Here is a 19,078-nt window from a genome sequence, read left to right as displayed (position 1 = left end):
CCTTGACACGGCTTCAGCGCTGTCAAAAAAACCGGAATCTGTAACTTGAGATAAGACATGCAACCGCAGCACCAGTTCAATGAAAGTGACGTGGAAGTCCAGGATAGACAGACGGTCTTTCAGGGGTTTTTCAAAATGATTCGGCTGCGTCTACGGCACAAATTGTTTGCCGGTGGCTGGTCTGAGCCGATGGACAGGGAGTTGTTCGAGCGCGAACCCTGTGTAGGCGTACTTATTTTCGATCCCAAGCATCGATTAATTGCCCTGACGGAGCAGTTTCGTGTCGGTGTAATGGGGCAAGGGCAGAACCCCTGGCAGTTCGAGGTGGTCGCCGGTATTTCCGAACCGGGTGAGACACTCCCGGAAGTGGCACGTCGGGAAGTGATGGAAGAGGCCGGGCTGGAAACTGATGAGCTCATTGCCATGTGTGATTACTGGGTCAGCCCCGGTGGCAGCAACGAGCGGATGCATTTGTTCTGCGCTCTGGTGGATCTCACGGATGCCGGTGGAGTGTTTGGTGTGGCACATGAGTCGGAGGATATCCGTCTGCATGTGTTTCCCGAGCAGCAGGTGTATGAGTGGCTTGATCAGGGGCTGCTAAATAATGCGGCGACGACCATCAGCCTGATGTGGCTGCAAATTAATCGACAACGGTTTTTGTGATGGACTATGCTGTTTTCTGTTGTCGATGGGACAACTTGGCAAAATGTGATTTGGTGCGGTGACGGACAAACGAAAAATACGCTACAAAGTCGACCTGAGGGGGTACATGGCAGATTGCGATGCCAATTACTTCCGCTTGATGAAGTTGTTTCCCGAGATGACCCGGGAAGCGGCAGAGCGGAAGGTGGGTTTCAGCCATGACCGCGACCATGAATTACGCTTTGTGGTTCGCGAGAATACGCCTTATACCACCCTCATCGAGCTTAGCCAGGTGGCCAGTGCCGGGAATAATACAAACCCCTGGTTTCGGCTGCCGGTGATGAAGTTGCGGTTGTATCATGATGCGCGTGTTGCTGAAGTCGTGTCATGTGATGGTGTCAGGCATGTCAAATCACGTTACGGGTACCCGAACCGCAAAATGTACCAGCAGGATGAGAAGGCGCAGTGGAACCGCTTTCTCGGCGAGTGGCTATCCCATTGCCTGGCGCGGGGATATTACCCCGAGCCCCTGTTTGGCGAAGCTCCCTAACGACCTTTTGGGTCAAGTGTCTGTACGCAGTCGGTATAGGGAGAAGAACATTGTCACTTCATTCGCCTGATCATAGAGCTATCAAGCTGGTTCAGTTGACAGATTGCCATCTTGGCCAGGATGACCAGTTCGTCTTGGCGGGTATCAACACAGCGGAGAGTCTGAAGGCCGTGATGAGTAGACTCCACGGCGAACTTGCAGACTGTGATTTGCTGGCCATCACCGGCGATATTGCCGCCGATGGCGAGGCTGGTGCCTACCGGCTATTTGAACAAATGCTGCCGACTATTCCCCCGTTGGCCTGGTTGCCGGGGAACCACGATAACTTTGATGTCATGCAGCAGGTCATGGGACAGCCTTTTCAGCGTGTCGTCCAGTTGGGCCGCTGGGTGGCGATATTCCTGGTGAGTGCCGTGCCCGGCCAGGTTGCCGGTAAACTGGCCGCCTCCGAGTTGACTCTTCTGGAAAAGCTGCTTGCCGAGTACAGGAATCATCATGTGGTGTTGTTTGTGCATCATCCGCCAACATCAGTTGATTGCCGCTGGCTCGACAAACAGCGCATAGAAAACCATTCTTCGCTCCACCGCCTGCTGCAGCAGGCGGATAACATTCGTGGCGTATTCAGTGGCCACGTCCACCAGAACTACCTGTCTGACTGGGATGGCATTCCTGTCTATTCCGCTCCCTCCACCTGCTTTCAGTTTGCCCCCGCAAGCGATGATTTTGAGCTCTGTCGCCAGCCGCCGGGTTATCGCTGGATAAACCTCCATGAGGACGGCTGTATCGAGACGGGTGTGGAGTTTATCGATGGGAATAATTGGCAGGCGGACCGGCACTGCATAGGTTATTAGTATCGATCCACTGTCCATTTTCGTGAAAGCCTGAATCTGCCGGGGAGCAGTTCTTATCCATTACCATATCCCGCTATAATCACTGGCTTCAGTCACAGCGATGAACCGCCTGGTATGGCATTAATTTATATTCACGGGTTCAACAGTTCGCCCGCATCCCTCAAGTCCCGCCAGACTGCAGAGTGGCTTTCCCTCCATTACCCTGACGTTCCCTTTCACTGCCCCCGGTTGAACAATGAGCCGGACAAAGCCATCAGGCAGTTGCAGGCTTTGGTTGAGTCGGCCAAACAGCCGGTTGGCCTGGTGGGGAGTTCCATGGGGGGGTATTACGCAACCTGGTTGGCAGAGCAGTATTCCCTGCGAGCGGTGTTGGTCAACCCGGCGGTGATGCCGTATAAGATGATGCTTGATTACCTGGGTGAAAATGCCAATTACCATACCGGTGAACGCTACGTGCTCGAACAAAAGCATGTGGACGAAGTTCACCGTCTTGAGGTGAGAACACCTCTACATCGGGACCGCTATTGGGTATTGTTGCAGACTGAAGACGAGGTGCTGGATTATCGACAAGCCGAAGCCAGGTACGACGGATGTCGCATGACCATTGAGCAGGGCGGCGATCACAGCTTCCAGCATTTCGAGCGCTTTCTTCCCGACATTTTTGACTTTTTGCAGTTGTCACCGGAGATCCATGAATAACTATACCGCAGAAGATATTGAAGTCCTCACTGGGCTCGACCCGGTTCGCAAGCGGCCGGGTATGTACACGGATACGGCGCGCCCCAACCACCTGGCCCAAGAGGTGATCGATAACAGCGTCGACGAGGCCCTCGCGGGTCATGCCAGTAAAATCGATGTGGTGTTATATAAGGATGGCTCGTTGTCCGTCTGTGACAACGGGCGAGGCATGCCGGTGGATATTCACCCGGAACAGGGACTGCCCGGCGTGGAGGTGATCCTTTCCACCCTGCATGCGGGGGGCAAGTTTTCCAATAAAAACTACCAGTTCTCCGGCGGTCTGCATGGCGTCGGTGTGTCTGTGGTCAATGCGCTTTCCAGCAAGCTGGAAGTGACTATCCGACGCGGCGGCAGTGTCTACCGCATGGGTTTTTCCGGCGGCAATAAAGTGACTGAGCTGGCAGTGGTGGATAGCTGTGGCCAGCGCAATACAGGCACTGAGCTGCGTTTTCTCCCCGATCCGAAATACTTTGATACGGTCAAATATTCCGTTTCACGGCTGAAGCATGTGTTGCGCGCCAAGGCAGTGCTTTGCGCTGGCCTGGAGGTGACGTTCAAGGATGAGGCCAGTGGCGAAACCGAGAACTGGTGTTACGAAGACGGGCTGGCAGATTATCTTTGCAGCACAACGACCGGTTGGGAGGTTTTGCCCACGACGCCGTTTGTTGGCAGCTTTGCCGCGGAAACCGAAGCGGTGGATTGGGCCCTGCAATGGTTGCCAGAGGGTGGTGATTTAACCCAGGAAAGTTATGTCAACTTGATCCCCACGCCCCAGGGAGGCACCCATGTCAACGGACTACGCACCGGGCTGCTGGAAGCCATGCGTGAATTTTGCGAGTTCAGAAACCTGTTGCCCCGGGGTGTCAAGCTGACGCCCGATGATATCTGGGATAAATGCTGTTTTGTGCTTTCCTCCAAGCTGACAGACCCCCAGTTTTCAGGGCAGACCAAGGAGCGTCTTTCCTCCAGGGAAGCCGCGGCCTTTGTATCCGGGGTGGTCAAAGATGCCTTCAGTCTCTGGCTAAACCAGCACACCGAGGATGCCGAACGACTGGCAGAGCTTTGTATTAACAATGCCCAGCGTCGGTTGCGCGCCAGTAAAAAGGTGGCGCGGAAAAAGGTCACTTCAGGACCGGCGCTGCCCGGTAAATTGGCAGACTGTTCCAGCGATAGCCCTGAACTGGGCGAATTGTTTTTGGTGGAAGGTGATTCGGCAGGAGGCTCTGCCAAGCAGGCCCGTAACCGGGAAAACCAGGCCATCATGCCGTTGCGTGGCAAAATTCTGAACACCTGGGAAGTGGACAGCCAGGAAATTCTCGCCTCCCAGGAGGTGCACGATATTTCCGTAGCGCTCGGAATTGATCCCGGTAGCGATGAGCTGGATGGCTTGCGCTACCACAAAATCTGTATTCTGGCCGATGCGGACTCAGATGGACTGCACATTGCCACGCTGTTATGTGCGCTGTTTGTCAGGCACTTCAGACCGCTGGTCAGCGCTGGCCATGTGTATGTGGCCATGCCGCCGCTGTATCGCATAGATGTGGGTAAAGACGTCTACTACGCCCTGGATGAAGGCGAGAAACAGGGCGTTCTCGATCGTATCGAGGCCGAGAACAAGCGGGGCAAAGTCAATGTGCAGCGCTTCAAGGGGCTGGGGGAAATGAACCCCATACAATTGCGGGAAACCACCATGGACCCGGACACCCGCCGCCTTGTTCAGCTCACCATCGAGGCGGGTGATGACACCAATAGCCTGCTCGATATGTTGCTGGCGAAAAAGCGCGCAGGGGACCGCAAGGAATGGCTGCAACAGCGCGGTAATCTTGCGGATGTCTAGGAGCATCCTGTGGTCACGATGACAGCCCAGTGCTATCAATGTGGCGTTCAGTGCAAGGAGTGAATCCATGAGAGTTGTTTCAAGAGTCGCCAAATATCTGATCATCAGCCTGCTTGTTCTGCTCGTAGTGGTGATTACGCTGCTGCCATTTGTGGTGCGCTGGCAGGCGGAAACCTGGCTGAACAGGCAGGGCCTCGAAGCCTCCATTGGCTATATCAGTATCCGACCGATAATGGGCTCCGTACAAATTAACGATGTGCAGGTGCGTGCTGCCAATGGTGAGCAATTGGCGGTGAATGAACTGCTCGTCAATATTGCCTGGCGGCCATTGAGCGATCAGTGGCTCCAGATTGAGGAGCTGAAACTGGATACCTTGGCGATCGATCTGGTTCAGGGCCCAGGCATACTGCGTATCGGCGGAATCTCTATTCCGACAGGTGATAGTCCCGATGCCGTGGCAGAAGCAGAAACGAGTAGTTCGGGGGGCGGCATTGACAGGATATCCCTCGAGCAGCTCAGCCTGAACAACCTGGATATCTGTTATTCCCGTGTCGATGCAGCAAATCTAACGTTGGCGAATCAATGTGCCCATCTCGGCGAGCTAACACACACCGGGGAACTTGACCTCAAGTTGGGGGAGGACGGCGCACTGTTGGTACCGGGAATCCAGTTACAAGAGCTGCGCTGGTATGACCGTCTGCAGCCGCTTTCACTGCTTGCCATCGACTCTGTCAGCCTGGTCAATTTGGTCAGCCCCGATATGCGTCTGTGGCACCTGGATAACCTGGCTGTTGAAAGTATCTCGTTGTTACCGGAAACAGACCGGGCGTTACAACTGGACAGGGCAGAACTGCAGGTGCTGTCAGCTTCTGACAATATCTCGGTGGAGAAACTGTTGCTGGGAGAGTTATCGGCGCAGTTACAGTTGAGCCAGGAAGGGCAGCTGACGTTTGCGCCAGCGATCATGGAAAGAGTGACTGCTTTGTCTGACACTCCGGCCAAAGATCAGTCTGAAGCAGAGCCTGTCAAGTCTACCCCTGTCGCTTTAAGTCAGTTTTCCCTGGGGCATGTTGCTGTTGCTACTGACCGTTCATTGCTGGCGATGTCAGGGTTGAACTTGCAGGGACTTGGCCTGGACGGTGCCGAGGTGTCACTGGAGGGCTTGCAGCTGGCCAAAATGGTGGTATTGCCCGGGGCTGACAAAAGTGCCCTGTCTCTGTCACAGCTGGATGTAGCGGGGCTGACGGTTGGTGAAAAGATTGAGCTGGACAGTATTGCGTTAGGCGATACACAGCTTCATTTACAGACGCTGGACAACGGACAACTGGCATTCGCTCCGACACTCATGGCACAACTGATTCCCGAGAGCTCGTCAGAAGCTTCGACTGGCGATGCCGAAGTAGAGGTCTCGCCGACACCTCAAAAAACATTTTCTTTGGGAAGTCTGAAAACATCACAACTGCAGATTATGGCGGAGCAGGAGCTGCTGTCTTTGGATGCCCTGACCTTGCAGAGCCTGACCGCTGGCGCCGATGTTGTTGGTCTGGAAAGTTTCCGCGTCGACAAGCTGGCAATTATGGCGCCCGTTACTGAGGTGGAGGGTGTCGAGCACTATGTGCGAGTACCCGCTGTATCCCTCAAAGGTCTGTCAAAATCGCCGTCGGTACTGGCTCTGGCACAACTGGAAATTATTGATCCGGACATCTTTCTGCATCGTGATAGCGATGGCCAATTGGTGATGCTCGAAGAATTAAATCGTTTTATCGGTAAGGCAGCCGGAGAAGCTCCTGATGAACCCGGTGAGAGCTCTCCGTCAGACGGTGGTGATCCCCCCATGCAACTGCAAATCGGTGAAGTCCTGATTGGCCAACAGGGGCAGGTTCGGGTTCTGGATGAAAGTGTTTCGCCGGCATTGTCTCAACAGTTTTCAAAGCTGGGCCTGTCCATCCAGCATCTGGATGCCACCCGTCCCGATAAGGGGGCAACCCTCAACTTTAACCTCGGGGTTAACCGTTTTGGTTATTTGAAGCTGGCAGGTGATCTCGCCCCCTTTGGCGACCACCTTAATACAAGCATTGATGGCGAACTCCACGGGGTTGATGTCCGTAATCTGTCCGGTTACGCCGGGAAGTTCATCGGTTATCACCTGGATAATGGCTCGGTGGATGCGGACATCGACTTGGCTGTGAGGGAAGATAAAATTGATGCCGAGATTACAACCCGGTTTCATGAGCTGAAAGTCTCGCCCTTGAAAAAGGATGAACTGCCGGAGGGAGCAGAGGAGCTGGGCGTGCCTCTGGAGTTTGCGCTTTCACTGTTGCGAGACAATGACGGCACGATTGAGTTGAAGCTGCCCATAGGCGGCAACATCAACGCACCAGAGTTTTCTCTCAGCAAAATTATCAACAAGGTGTTGTTCAAAGTTATCGCGGAAAGTGTGGTCAACTACTACCTGCCATTCGGGTTGTTGGCAAAATCGTTAATCGGGGACAGCCTCGCCAACCTGGCATTTCAGCCGGTGCCCTTTGCTCCAGGCATGGCGGCTCTGGATGATCCCGCCCATGAAAACCTCAACAAAATTGCGCAAATGCTCAAGGCCCGACAGCAGCTGCATCTTCTGTTTTGCGCACCTTCCACACGCCAGGACTGGATGAGTGTCTATGCCCAGGATGGCGCCAAAAATGCCGATAAAGCGGAGCAGAAGGATACAAACAAAAATACACAGGAAGAGGTCGCAGCGTCCGAGCCAGTCATCACTCCCGAACAGGTAACGGCCATGAAACAGTTGGCGGATCAGCGTACCGAGGTTGCCAAGGCCTATCTGGTGGATGCGGGGGTGAAGCCAGGACAGATGATTCTGTGCACAGGTGCATTTGAAAAAGCGCTCGACAAGCCCCCGGCGATGACCATTTCCATCGGGCAATAATCAGTAAACAGACGGACAAGTACATTTATGACAGACACCACGCCCATAAACCCCGCAATAGAGCAGGTTGCGCTGCGCAACTATGCGGAAAAGGCCTACCTGGACTATTCCATGTACGTGATCCTTGACCGTGCACTGCCGCATATTGGCGATGGTTTGAAGCCAGTGCAGCGACGGATTGTCTATGCCATGAGCGAGCTGGGTTTGAAATCCACCGCCAAATACAAAAAGTCAGCGCGCACGGTGGGGGATGTGATCGGCAAGTTCCACCCCCACGGCGACAGCGCAGCCTATGAAGCCATGGTATTGATGGCACAGCCATTTTCCTATCGCTACCCATTAATTGACGGGCAGGGTAACTGGGGGTCTGCAGATGACCCGAAATCCTTTGCCGCTATGCGTTATACCGAATCGAAGCTCGCGCGCTTTGCTGAAGTCCTTTTATCTGAGCTGGGACAGGGGACGGTCGACTGGAAGCCGAACTTCGATGGCACCATGGATGAGCCGGAAATTTTGCCAGCCAGGGCGCCCCATGTTTTGCTGAATGGCACCACCGGTATTGCGGTGGGCATGGCTACGGATATACCACCGCATAATCTGCGGGAAGTGATCAGTGCCTGTGTGCGTCTGCTGGATGAGCCGAAAGCTACTGTGGCCCAGCTCTGCGAGCATATCCAGGGGCCGGACTATCCTACAGAAGCAGAAATTATTACGCCCCGTGATGACATTCTGAAAACCTATGAAACAGGTCGGGGTAGCCTGAAAATGAGGGCGGTGTGGCAGCGGGAGGATGGGGATATCATCGTTACCGGGTTGCCGTATCAGGTGTCGGGTGCCCGGGTGCTGGAGCAGATTGCGGCCCAGATGCAGGCCAAAAAACTGCCGATGGTGGCGGACCTGCGGGATGAGTCCGACCACGAGAACCCGACCCGGTTGGTCATCGTACCGCGCTCCAATCGCATTGATGTCGATGGCCTGTTGAACCACCTGTTTGCCACCACTGACCTGGAGAAGAATTACCGGATCAATCTCAACATGATCGGCATTGACGGTCGTCCAGAGGTCAAGCCGCTCAACACCATTCTCAGCGAGTGGCTCAGTTTCCGCACGGCTACCGTGCGGCGGCGGCTACAGTATCGGCTGGATAAAGTGGATCACCGCCTGCACCTTCTGGAGGGCTTGCTGATCGCTTTCCTGAATATTGATGAAGTGATCCGCATCATCCGCAATGAAGACGAACCAAAGCCCGTACTGATCAAACGTTTTGCCCTCAGCGACGTGCAGGCAGAATACATTCTTGATACTAAGCTGCGGCAACTGGCGCGCCTGGAAGAAGTACGTATTCGTGCTGAGCAGGAAGAGTTGGCTGCAGAAAAAGCCGAACTGGAAAAAATTCTCGGTTCGGCAAACCGCTTGAAAACCCTGATACGGAAGGAGCTGATGGCGGTGGCTGAGGATTTCGGTGACGCGCGCCTGTCGCCCCTCGCCAGCCGTGAAGAAGCCAGGGCGTTCTCTGAAACAGAGCTGATGGTGTCCGAAGCGGTGACCGTTGTCCTGTCCGAGAAAGGCTGGATTCGGGCGGCAAAAGGCCATGATATTGACCCGGGCTCGTTGAGCTATAAATCCGGTGACCATTATCTTTGCTCGGCCAAGGGCCGCAGTAACCAGAATGCCATCCTGCTGGACTCCACAGGACGAACCTATGCACTTTCCGCCCATAGTCTGCCCTCCGCCCGAGGACAGGGAGAACCTGTGACCGGGCGGCTCAATGCGCCGTCAGGGGCAAACTTTGTTGGTGTGTTGATGGGAGATGACACTCAGCCAGTGCTGATGGCAACGGATGCCGGTTACGGTTTTGTGGCCACGCTGGCAGACCTGCAAAGTAAAAACCGGGCAGGCAAAAATGCGCTGTCCATTCCCAAGGGTGCGCGTGTTCTACCACCGGTGAGAATTGCCGAAGCAGAAGGCAGCTTGGTGGTTGCCGTGAGCAACGAAGGGCGTATGTTGGTCTTCCCTCTGGATGAACTGCCCCGGCTTGCACGGGGTAAAGGCAACAAAATTATCAATATTCCCTCCTCACGGGTGCAAAGCCGCGAGGAGTTTATGATAGGTATTGCCGTGGTGACGGCTCAGCAACAACTGCTAGTGCATTCGGGCAAGCGTTACCTCAACCTGAAGTCGGCGGATCTTGAACACTACCGGGGTGAACGGGGCCGTCGGGGCAACAAGTTGCCAAGAGGTTTTCAGAAAGTAGATCGCGTAGAAGTGGTCGGCATGGATTAATCCAGTCACTTCTCTTTTAGAGTAAACAGATTAAATTTGTTTACCTAAAAAAGGCTTTTCACTATATTGAAACGCACTCTGCCCTAATATGCAGACCATACACAATGACCGTGAGGATAAACGGATGGATAACAAAGTACTTTTGATCATTGCTTCGCTGCTGTTGCCACCACTGGCTGTTTTTCTGAAGAAGGGTGCTGGTAAGGACCTCGTCATCAATATCATCCTGTGCCTGTTCTTCTATGTGCCAGGTATCATTCACGCGCTTTGGGTTACCCTGAACTAATGAAATAAATTCATCATCTTTTCACCTGGCTCACTGATGAGACAGGTGTTTATACAGTCGTTATCTAAGGAGGAAATAATGGAAACACTAGGAAACATGATTTTGTATTACGGCTTCAAGGTGTTGATGGCAATTGTCATCCTTGTTGTTGGTAAATACGTGGCCAAATGGTTGAGCAAAACCGTTGAAACCATGATGCGTAAAAAGGAAGTGGATGTTGCTATTCAACATTTTGTTTCCGCCCTCGTTTATTACGCACTGCTGGTGTTTGTGGTAATTGCCGCACTGGGTCAGGTGGGGATTCAAACGGCCTCCTTTATCGCAGTTATCGGTGCCGCGGGTCTGGCCGTTGGCCTGGCTCTGCAGGGTTCACTGGCCAACTTTGCCGCCGGCGTGTTGATACTGATGTTCAAGCCCTTCCGCGTGGGTGATTTTGTTGAAGTGGCCGGTGTAGCTGGCGCTGTATCAAAAATTCTGGTGTTTACCACCGAGCTGAACACCGGTGACAACAAACGTGTGATCATCCCCAATGGTCAGGTAATGGGCGGAACAATCACCAACTTTTCTGCCAACGATACTCGTCGGGTGGATCTCATCATGGGTATCAGCTACGGCGATGACATCGATAAAGCCAAAGCCGTCCTTCAGGAAGTGGTCAGCGCCGATGAACGCGTGCTTCAAGATCCAGCCCCGACCATCGCCGTGGTCGAACTGGCAGATAGCAGTGTGAACTTTGTCGTTCGTCCTTGGGTGAACAAGGCAGACTACTGGGGTGTGTATTTCGGACTCACCGAAGCGGTTAAAAAGCGTTTCGATCAGGAAGGTATTTCCATCCCCTTCCCGCAGACCGATGTTCATCTGCACAAGGTGGCCGACAATACCTAGTTGTTATCATGAAAAAGGCCCCGTTAGGGGCCTTTTTATTGGACTAATATAACTAAAGCAAAGGGGACTTTTTATGGGTGTTATTTCCTGGATTATTCTTGGCCTCATCGCAGGCATGCTGGCGAAATGGATTATGCCTGGCAAAGATGGTGGCGGGTTCATCATGACAGCGCTACTTGGCATTGCGGGGGCTTTTGTTGGTGGCTGGGTAGGCTCAATCCTGGGGTTTGGAACCATGGGTGGCTTCAGCCTGGGTAGTATTGCCACGGCTACCGTCGGTGCGATTCTGATCCTGTTGGTATACCGTCAGATCAAGGGATCGGGTTCAACAGAGTGATACTGTAAACAGCGAATTGTCTTAACATCAGGAGGTGGAAAGATGAAGGTTATCAAATCAATACTGGTTCTGAGCCTGCTTGTGTTCGGGGTCTCATCGCCGGGTTTTGCCAAGCAGGATGGAGGCGGTGGCAAGGGTGCCATGAAAGAGAACGCCCCCATGATGAAAGACCGTGACCACAGCCGCGACATGAAGATGGACCGGGAAATGCGTGAGGAACACCAGCGCAAGATGGACAAAGGCATGGAAGATCATGACCCCATTCGCGACCGTGAGAAGGAAATGAAGCAAGACAGGGAGATGAAAGAAGAGCGGGAAATGAAAAAGGATATGGAAAAACAGCGCGAGATGAAGTCTGAGCAGGAGCGCAAGGAACTGGGCCAGGGGTCAGAGCAAGGTCAGGAAATGCGCGAAGAGCATAGCCGCAAGTGGTGGCGCTTCTGGGAGTGAGCCGGCCTCAATGATTAAAAAACGCAGCCAATGGCTGCGTTTTTTAATGTCTTACCCTCAGCAACCCAACGATTACCTTTTACATTTCCTATTGCATATAACGCTTAAGTGTGGGGCGGAGGTGCGACAGCACCGGAGTCCCGCACCACTTGATTGTTAGGCTCCCAATGTATGTAAAGTGGTAGCCCTGTAAGTTCCCCAAGCATGAGTCCATCTTTAAGAGCTGCTGCTTTAGCGTCACCTGTACGAATTGGGGTATATACTCTTGCAACGTAATTCAAGCTCCCTGACCGATCATGCCAAATATTTTTTTCGTATTTGCTAGTCAACGTGACATATGAGTTAAACAAAAATGAATCTCTGCCGTCATCATTTTTTAGGAACCGGTGCAAAGTAATACTTTTAAAGTGGGTAAGAGGAATTTCTTCTTTCCATTTAATCCATAGCCATTTTTTCTCTTTTATTACGGACTTTTTATCGGTGTCGATATATTGAATATTTTTAGAAAAAATAGACCAAATGCCAATGCAAAGAGTCAATAAACCAACAATGCCCCAAAAGATTGAGCCATAATCTACGGCGCCCAAGGTAATTGAAATACCAAAAAGAATTGGTATTGGGGATATTAAAACTGCCAAATGCCTTTGGCCTTTATTCTGTAGATATTTCATCAGTAAAAAAGCCTAACGCCTAAAGCAGCGGCGCAATTATGCGTCCGCTGGCTTTATTTGTTAGCTATTTTCTTACGAGCACTATTTTGGCGAAGGAAACATCGTCTGTTTTTATATTTCTATATGAAAACGCACCTTCTAATTGCTTCCCGCCCTGCACAACTTTTACCAATAACGTTGCAAATGAAATACGTCTTCTATCTGAACTCTTGAGCGTCATTGATGCATAACCTTCCCATAGTGATCCTTCTAAACTATATGTTAACTCTCTTTCTTCATCTCCTGAGGAATGCTTTAAATGAGCGCTCCCGGTTAGTCTGTGGGCATTTTGCTTAAAGTTAAGCGTCAGGCATCCATTGCTTATCTCAGTTGCTACCTCATGCTTCCAAGTACCGTTTAAATCTACACCTTCATATCTTATTGCTTGATACCACGGGATAACTATTTTTCTAAAAAATTGAGCCAGTAAAAATAGTATCCAAGCTGTAATTACACCACTAAAAACACTTATAAAGATATTTAGAATCAATTCGGTCTCCATTCGGTATAGCTAACAGTCTGTTAATGAGGCCTTCGGCCTCATAATAATTATTAAAAGGCGGCCGCTGTAATATATTAGGCTGGCGGTCATGCTGTATTTAACCTTTTGTTATTTCATCTGTTTTGTATCTTCTGTGGGCGGAGCTTGCTATTACAGTGGTCTTCAATGGTTCGATGGCCATTGTTTTTGCTAAAAAAGCGGTAGACGGGTTTATATAGCTGGTGTGTTTGAAAAGAAGTGCGATCATGCGGCGTTACCGTTCCCTGGTTCCGTTGGAGTTCCTGCGAGCCAGGTGCCTAAGGTCGCCGCAGGGTTTCGTGCTTCATTCGATTAAACGCGATATCCCTTTTCATGGCAAGGCAGCCCCGGAGTTGCTGCCTGGAGTCGATGTTGGTAGTTTTTCGACGCGGGCCAGTGGACGAACCCGGAATGGGGCAGGCAGGGCTGGAATCAGCGATTGCGGTCGAAGCGCCGGCGGCGGCGGTAGGGGAACACGTCGACGATTTTGCCGTTGCGGATCTGTTCCTGTAGTCCCCACCAGAATTCCACATCGTAGATATCGCCGTGCATTTCCTCAAACGCTTTTCTGGCCCCCGGGTTGCCGGAAAAGAACAGCCGGAATTCTTCGGGGAAGACGTCATTGGCGGCCACGGTGTACCAGGGCCGCAAGGACATTTCCTGTTCTTCGTTCTGTGGTTCCGGGATGCGGCGGAAGTTGCAGTCAGTTAGCGGGCAGATTTCGTCGTAATCGTAGAACACCACCCGCTTGTGACGGGTGACGCCGAAGTTTTTTAACAGCATGTCGCCGGGGAAAATATTGGCGGCGGCCAACTGCTTGATGGCGTTGCCATATTCCTCCATGACGCCGCGGGTGTCCTCTTCTGAGGCTTTATGCAGGAACAGGTTGAGGGGTGTCATGCGTCGTTCGGTGTAGAGGTGCTTAATGATCAGTCGGTCGCCTTCGATATGCAGCAGCGAGGGTGCAACTTTCTGTAATTCTTCCATCAGCTCGCTGGAGAAGCGGCTGAGGGGGAAGGAAAAGTTGGCGAATTCCTGAGTATCGGCCATCCGGCCAATGCGGTCGTGACGGGATACCAGCGTGTATTTGCTACGCACGATTTCGTGGGTGACTTCTTTGGGTGGATCGAACTTGTCCTTGATGATTTTGAACACGATGTCGTAGGACGGCAGGGTAAATACCGACATCACCATGCCTTTGATACCCGGAGCGATCACAAACTGGTCCTGGGAGTTGCGCATGTGGCTGACAAATTCCCGGTAAAACTCGGTCTTGGCGTGTTTCGGAAAGCCGATGGAGGCGTAGATCTCGTTGTCGCCCTTGTGGGGCATCAGTTGCTTCAAAAAGTGCAGGTACAGGTAGGGCAGTGGCGCATCCACCATGAAGTAGGTGCGGGTAAAACTGAACACCACGCTCATCTCTTCACGGTTAAGGATAGCGGTGTCCACAAACAGCCCGCCCTTTTCGTTGTTGAGAACGGGCAGCACGATCGGAAAGAAGCGGTCGCCGTCGACAATGCGGCCGATGATGTATGCGGCCTTGCTTCGGTAAAACACCGACTCGAGAATATCGAATTTCAGTTCCCCCAGGGGCGAACTGATATGGGGTGCAACCTGTTCATTGAATTCCTGGGCAATGGCCTGCACGTCTCTGGACAGATTCTCCCAGGGGGTGGAAAACTCGGCATCAAGCAAGATTTGTTCGATCAGCGCGGCGATATCGGAATTGTTTTCGTAACGGACGTAAATGCTGTACTCCGCTTCCGGAATAGAGGCCATCTGTGACGACAGCACGTAAATCAGGTCGTCGTCGATCTTGTCGTGATCGTTGATGTAGCCGAACACCGAGTTGAAAAAAGTTTCGGCAATTTCGTAGTTGGGAAAGTTGAACACCAATTGCGTGTAGACGGCCTTGGCCTGGCGCCACAGCTCCAGGTCGGTGATGTCCTTGTTGGTGACGGTCGCCAGCAGCTCTGACACCTGGCGCACCTTGGCTTTGTACAATTCCAGGCGTTCCACATTAGCCCGCTGCACCGCCTGCCAATCTGCCTTCTCGAAGCGTGCCTTGGCGCCAAGTGTCATGTTCAGGTAATCCGCAAAATAGCTGCGAAAGCCGTTAAGGATGGTTTTTGACATCCGTCGGGCGGTGCTGTTGCGGAAGAAAATTGCGTCGGGACAGGTCATGGCAATCCGGGTTTATTCATCAAGGTTGAGTGAGGCTTTGAGCTCGGCCAGGTGCTGTCGTGAGGCTTCACGGCTCAGTGCCGGTTTATCCTCGCCATCAGTTACCGGCTCCGGTAACGCCAGTTTTTCCCCACGAGCAAGTTCCCGGCTCAGGCGGCGATAATGTTCCAAAAAAGCGGGGTAACTGCTGCTTTCCGATTCATTGCTGAGTCGGTGCCAGCCCGTTGCGAGTCCCGCATGATAGACCAGCGGATGTGACCAGTGGAATGCAACTTTCGGTGAGGGGGCATTGCAGGCTTCAAGGTAGGCCTCTCTCGGGCCTGGCAATCCTTCCGGGCCATGGACTTCTTCACAACACTGCAACATGCGGTTCAGGGTGGGCAGATAGTCCGATGTTTCAATCACCCGTTTTGCGCCAAGTAGGATCTGATCGCTGCTGAAATGCCCCAGGGCTTCAAGCCACAGGCGTTTTGCCTGATTCAGGAGTTCAGTATCCCCGTAGGCGCTGTAGAACTGGTTGTGGTAATTGAGCCGGAAGAGCGCGAACACCTGGTTGATGGTGTCGATCAGATGTGGCGAGCGCTCAGGTGTTGGCCCAGCTGCGGTCCTGGAGCTCGTCGACGAGGGTGCGAGATCGCGTACTGTCTGGTCGATGAGGTCGTTGCTGTTTTCCATGGAGTGGGTCCTGATGATTGGCCATTGATTGACGGGACCACGCCCGTTTTACCTGCTGCAGAAACTTGGTGTTCCAAGAGCCATAGAGTTGTCCGCTTTCTCGCCAGTAAAGCACAAATTCGGCCACCAGGCTCTCGGCAAAAGGTCGCGGAATATTGGCCAGCGTCAGCACGTCGTAGAGTTCTTCGCTGGGTCGCCAGTTGGCCGCCAAGGGTTTCGGCAGTGTGTCGTGTTCCATGGCGCTGGTAAAGCGCGCCCACTGGCGTTTGACGTGCATGATGAAACGCGAGTTCCAGGTACTTGAAGAGTCACCCCGTTCCATCCAGTAGAGCACAAACTCGGGGATGGCATCCTCCACAAAGTTACTGTTGATACCGGCCTGGCGGGTGAGAATTTCCAGTGCATCTCGGGAGGGTTGCCAGTCCCTACTCATGGGTGTTTCCTGGCTGCGACGAGCATCCTCCGTTTGTTGTGAACGCCACAAGCGCAGCACATGTTTAATAAATCTTGAGCCCCAGCTGTAGCGAGGTTCGCCCCGCTCTGTCCAGTAAGTGACAAATTCCGGAATCTGTTCCCGGCAGAATTCAGGCGGGATGTTGTATTGAGCCAGTTGCTGTATGACATCGGCTTCAGGTTGCCAGCCGGGCGCAATGGTTTTGCTCGAGCTGTGTGCCCGAGTGACGGGTTGTTCAATGGGTTCGGAGCTTTTCTCGTTGAAAGCAAAACGCAGCTCGTTGCTTTCCAGCAGTGGTGCCGAGGCGATCAGCAGAATTCCCTTATCTCTGAGGCTGGTGGCAATGCGTTGCAGGTCCTGGGGTTGCCAGAACGGCAACAATTCCGTTAATTGCTTGATGTGGGCGGTCGCCCATTGATAGTCACCCTGTTTCTCAGGTTTGTGATGGCTCAAAAACTCATTCAGTGCCTGTAAAAGCACGGTTTCTTCCAGGCCGATGGTTGCCGCCAGGGAGGGAGAAATGACCAGGGGTTTTTCAGGAATCAGGGACATGGTGACACTCTATCAGAAACCCCCCGAAAAATTTAAGCGCTGTTCGGTGAGATGTTGTTTTGTATTGGTGAACACTCCCGGTAGAATCGGGCGCAAAAAAACGATAACTCTTTGAATGGGCAATAGATGAAGCAATGGAGAAACACTGTCCCAGGGAGATGGGCTACTCTCGAGACGGGAAGGATCCTGTTGCCAATACTTGCCATACTGATGGTACCCCAGAGCCGGGCAGATGACAGTCTGACCGAAGATGATTTGATGGGGGATATTCCGGTAGTGCTTTCCGTTACCCGCTTACCCCAGTCCACCACGGATACCCCTATGGCGATCACAGTGCTTGATCGTGCCATGATCGAGGCCTCTGGATTTATTGAAATCCCCGACCTGTTGCGGTTGGTGCCCGGTTTTCAGGTGGGATTGAGCTGGCGTGACCACCACACGGCTGTGACCTACCACGGTCAGTCCGATGGTTTGTCGCGGCGCATGCAGGTATTAATCGACGGGCGGGTGGCGGTTGGTTCCCTCTTTGGTCTGGTGGATTGGGACCGCCTTGGCATCACCATCGACGACATCGAACGCATCGAAGTTATCCGTGGTCCTGCGGGTGTGGCTTACGGTTCCAATGCCTTTACTGGAGCGATCAACATCGTTACCCGTGAAATTTCCCTGAACCCCGGTTGGCGTTTCACTGCAGCCAGTGGCAGCCGCGATACCAGTTTGGTCACGGCTCAATATGCAGAGACCGGTGACCGTTTTGATTATCGCGGTTCAGTGAGCTATTACCATACGGACGGCTTCAAGGGTGTAAATGACCAATCCATAGCCCGTTCGGCACGGTTCCAGGGGCGTTATCAGATGGATGCCTCCACACATCTGGATTTTCAGCTCGCTCGCTCGCAAGGTCCCTGGGGACGGGGAGGAGCAGGTACCCTACTTGACCCTGTCGGCCATAAAAATGCAGAAGAACAGAATGGTAACTTTCGTTTTACCCATGTCAGCACGCCGGGAAATGAATGGTACGTGCAGTTTGGTTTTAGTACCTCTGAGGAAGCCGACGATTTTTTTATTGCTCCGTTGTCGGCCATTCTTGGGGTGGCTCCAGCGGATGTGCCTTTGGTGTTGCCTGGTCAGCTGGATCAGCCGGTCCTTGGTCATACCTTCGATTACCAGGTTTACCGCAAGGATTTTGAGTTTCAGCAACTGATCAGTGGTGATCGCTACCGACTCGCTTGGGGTGGTGGTTACCGCCGGGATCAGTTGAATATCCGTGAAATTACGGGTATCAAGGAATGGACCGATATGGAAACCTACCGGTTTCAGGGCAATATCGAATATCGGCTTACCGACGACCTGTTGCTCAACATGGGTGCCATTCGTGAAGACAATGATATCAATGAAGGTGAAACTTCCTGGCGAGTCGGCCTGAATTACACCCTGTTGCCTGGTCATGTACTGCGCAGTTCTGTAGCACAGGGCTGGCGACAGCCATTCCTGTTGGAGAACAGCCACAATGTTGCGCTTAGGCTTGAGGATGGAACCCCGCTGGACACCGTGCAGCTGGCCCCGAATGGACTGGATGCCGAGCAACTGACCAGTTACGAGCTGGGCTATATCGGTCGCTGGTTTCGGGGGCGTTTGAGCGCTGAGGTGAAGTTTTACCGGGAGGAGTATGAGCATGAGGTGGAATATATCTGGGATCCCAGCTATCCGGAATTGGTTTCTTTGGCTAATCCCGGAGCCATTCTTGATGTCAATGGTGGTGGCACCGTTATCGAAGGGTTTGAAACCGGTGTTCAGTGGCACCCTGACGATCAAACCCATGTGTGGTTGAGCTACGCTTATGCGGATGCTGACCATGCCTGTGACCCCATGGCTTTCCACAATTTCTTCTGGGAAAACAGTGCAACTCCAAAACATACGGCAAGCTTATTGGTGGCACGAGATTTTGGTCAGGGCTGGCAGGTGAGTGCGGGCTATTACTATCTGGATGAAATGGCCTGGATTCTATGGGGTGCTGATACCGACTCCTATGAGCGTGTTGATCTGCGCCTGGCAAAGCATATTCGCTTAAATGGCTCAGACCTGAAGCTTGAATTGATCGGCCAGAACCTGGGTGGTGATTATTACGAGTTCAATGCCCTAAATAAATTTGAGACTCGCACTTTTATGCGCGCCACCCTGCAGTTTCACTGAGCAGA

17 protein-coding genes are annotated in these 19,078 nt (G+C 52.7%); 12 read left to right on the top strand and 5 right to left on the bottom strand.

Annotated features, from left to right (window positions below; all coding sequences use genetic code 11):
* The first annotated feature begins 57 nt into the window (after positions 1–57).
* From Q8A57_RS04120 to Q8A57_RS04070, 11 genes are all read left to right on the top strand, one after another.
* The gene (locus tag Q8A57_RS04120; RefSeq protein WP_305169684.1) at positions 58–663 is read left to right on the top strand and encodes an NUDIX domain-containing protein; all 606 of its coding nucleotides are present in this window, start codon (positions 58–60) and stop codon (positions 661–663) included.
* 58 nt (positions 664–721) lie between these two features.
* A complete protein-coding gene (locus Q8A57_RS04115; RefSeq protein ID WP_305169683.1) occupies positions 722–1,192 on the top strand; it encodes a DUF1249 domain-containing protein in 471 nt (156 codons plus the stop codon).
* Positions 1,193–1,242: 50 nt separating this feature from the next.
* Entirely contained in the window at positions 1,243–2,043 is an 801-nt protein-coding gene (locus Q8A57_RS04110; RefSeq protein ID WP_305169680.1) for a phosphodiesterase, read from the top strand.
* Between the two features lie 114 nt (positions 2,044–2,157).
* Positions 2,158–2,742: a YqiA/YcfP family alpha/beta fold hydrolase gene (locus Q8A57_RS04105; protein ID WP_305169677.1), complete on the top strand. Its 585-nt coding sequence runs from the start codon at positions 2,158–2,160 to the stop codon at positions 2,740–2,742.
* Positions 2,735–4,618: a DNA topoisomerase IV subunit B gene (gene parE, locus Q8A57_RS04100; protein WP_305169675.1), complete on the top strand. Its 1,884-nt coding sequence runs from the start codon at positions 2,735–2,737 to the stop codon at positions 4,616–4,618. Before Q8A57_RS04105 ends, parE begins: the two co-directional genes overlap by 8 nt.
* Positions 4,619–4,685: 67 nt before the next feature.
* Positions 4,686–7,544, top strand: coding sequence for a DUF748 domain-containing protein (locus Q8A57_RS04095; protein ID WP_305169674.1), 2,859 nt, complete (start codon positions 4,686–4,688; stop codon positions 7,542–7,544).
* Between the two features lie 27 nt (positions 7,545–7,571).
* Positions 7,572–9,827 carry a DNA topoisomerase IV subunit A gene (parC, locus tag Q8A57_RS04090; protein WP_305169671.1) on the top strand — a complete coding sequence of 752 codons (2,256 nt, stop codon included), beginning with the start codon at positions 7,572–7,574 and terminating at the stop codon, positions 9,825–9,827.
* A gap of 124 nt (positions 9,828–9,951) precedes the next feature.
* Entirely contained in the window at positions 9,952–10,113 is a 162-nt protein-coding gene (locus tag Q8A57_RS04085; RefSeq protein WP_305169668.1) for a YqaE/Pmp3 family membrane protein, read from the top strand.
* A 78-nt stretch (positions 10,114–10,191) separates the two neighbouring features.
* Positions 10,192–10,998 (top strand): mechanosensitive ion channel family protein, encoded by an 807-nt coding sequence (locus tag Q8A57_RS04080; protein ID WP_305169666.1) that lies wholly within the window; start codon positions 10,192–10,194, stop codon positions 10,996–10,998.
* Between the two features lie 73 nt (positions 10,999–11,071).
* Entirely contained in the window at positions 11,072–11,335 is a 264-nt protein-coding gene (locus tag Q8A57_RS04075; protein ID WP_305169663.1) for a GlsB/YeaQ/YmgE family stress response membrane protein, read from the top strand.
* Between the two features lie 42 nt (positions 11,336–11,377).
* Positions 11,378–11,785, top strand: a complete 408-nt coding sequence (locus Q8A57_RS04070; RefSeq protein ID WP_305169662.1) for a hypothetical protein — start codon at positions 11,378–11,380, stop codon at positions 11,783–11,785.
* 104 nt (positions 11,786–11,889) lie between these two features.
* Here Q8A57_RS04070 and Q8A57_RS04065 read toward each other — a convergent pair whose 3' ends face one another.
* From Q8A57_RS04065 to Q8A57_RS04045, 5 genes are all read right to left on the bottom strand, one after another.
* Positions 11,890–12,456: a hypothetical protein gene (locus Q8A57_RS04065; RefSeq protein ID WP_305169660.1), complete on the bottom strand. Its 567-nt coding sequence runs from the start codon at positions 12,454–12,456 to the stop codon at positions 11,890–11,892.
* A gap of 64 nt (positions 12,457–12,520) precedes the next feature.
* A complete protein-coding gene (locus Q8A57_RS04060) occupies positions 12,521–12,985 on the bottom strand; it encodes a hypothetical protein (RefSeq protein WP_305169659.1) in 465 nt (154 codons plus the stop codon).
* Positions 12,986–13,447: 462 nt separating this feature from the next.
* Positions 13,448–15,199, bottom strand: coding sequence for a bifunctional isocitrate dehydrogenase kinase/phosphatase (gene aceK / locus Q8A57_RS04055; protein WP_305169657.1), 1,752 nt, complete (start codon positions 15,197–15,199; stop codon positions 13,448–13,450).
* Positions 15,200–15,211: 12 nt separating this feature from the next.
* On the bottom strand, positions 15,212–15,874 hold the full coding sequence (locus tag Q8A57_RS04050; protein WP_305169654.1) for a replication protein P: 663 nt from the start codon (positions 15,872–15,874) through the stop codon (positions 15,212–15,214).
* The gene (locus tag Q8A57_RS04045; protein ID WP_305169653.1) at positions 15,783–16,880 is read right to left on the bottom strand and encodes a DnaT-like ssDNA-binding domain-containing protein; all 1,098 of its coding nucleotides are present in this window, start codon (positions 16,878–16,880) and stop codon (positions 15,783–15,785) included. The genes Q8A57_RS04050 and Q8A57_RS04045 overlap by 92 nt, the downstream gene beginning before the upstream one ends.
* A 189-nt stretch (positions 16,881–17,069) precedes the next feature.
* Between Q8A57_RS04045 and Q8A57_RS04040 the strand changes: the two genes are divergently transcribed.
* Complete coding sequence (locus tag Q8A57_RS04040) at positions 17,070–19,073, top strand: TonB-dependent receptor plug domain-containing protein (protein ID WP_305169652.1); 2,004 nt, start codon at positions 17,070–17,072, stop codon at positions 19,071–19,073.
* Positions 19,074–19,078: the final 5 nt, after the last annotated feature.

Source organism: Porticoccus litoralis (assembly GCF_030676955.1).
GTDB classification, from domain to species: domain Bacteria; phylum Pseudomonadota; class Gammaproteobacteria; order Pseudomonadales; family Porticoccaceae; genus Porticoccus; species Porticoccus litoralis.
The sequence above is the reverse complement of the archived record's forward strand: the minus strand, read 5'-3'. Positions and strand labels throughout refer to the sequence as shown.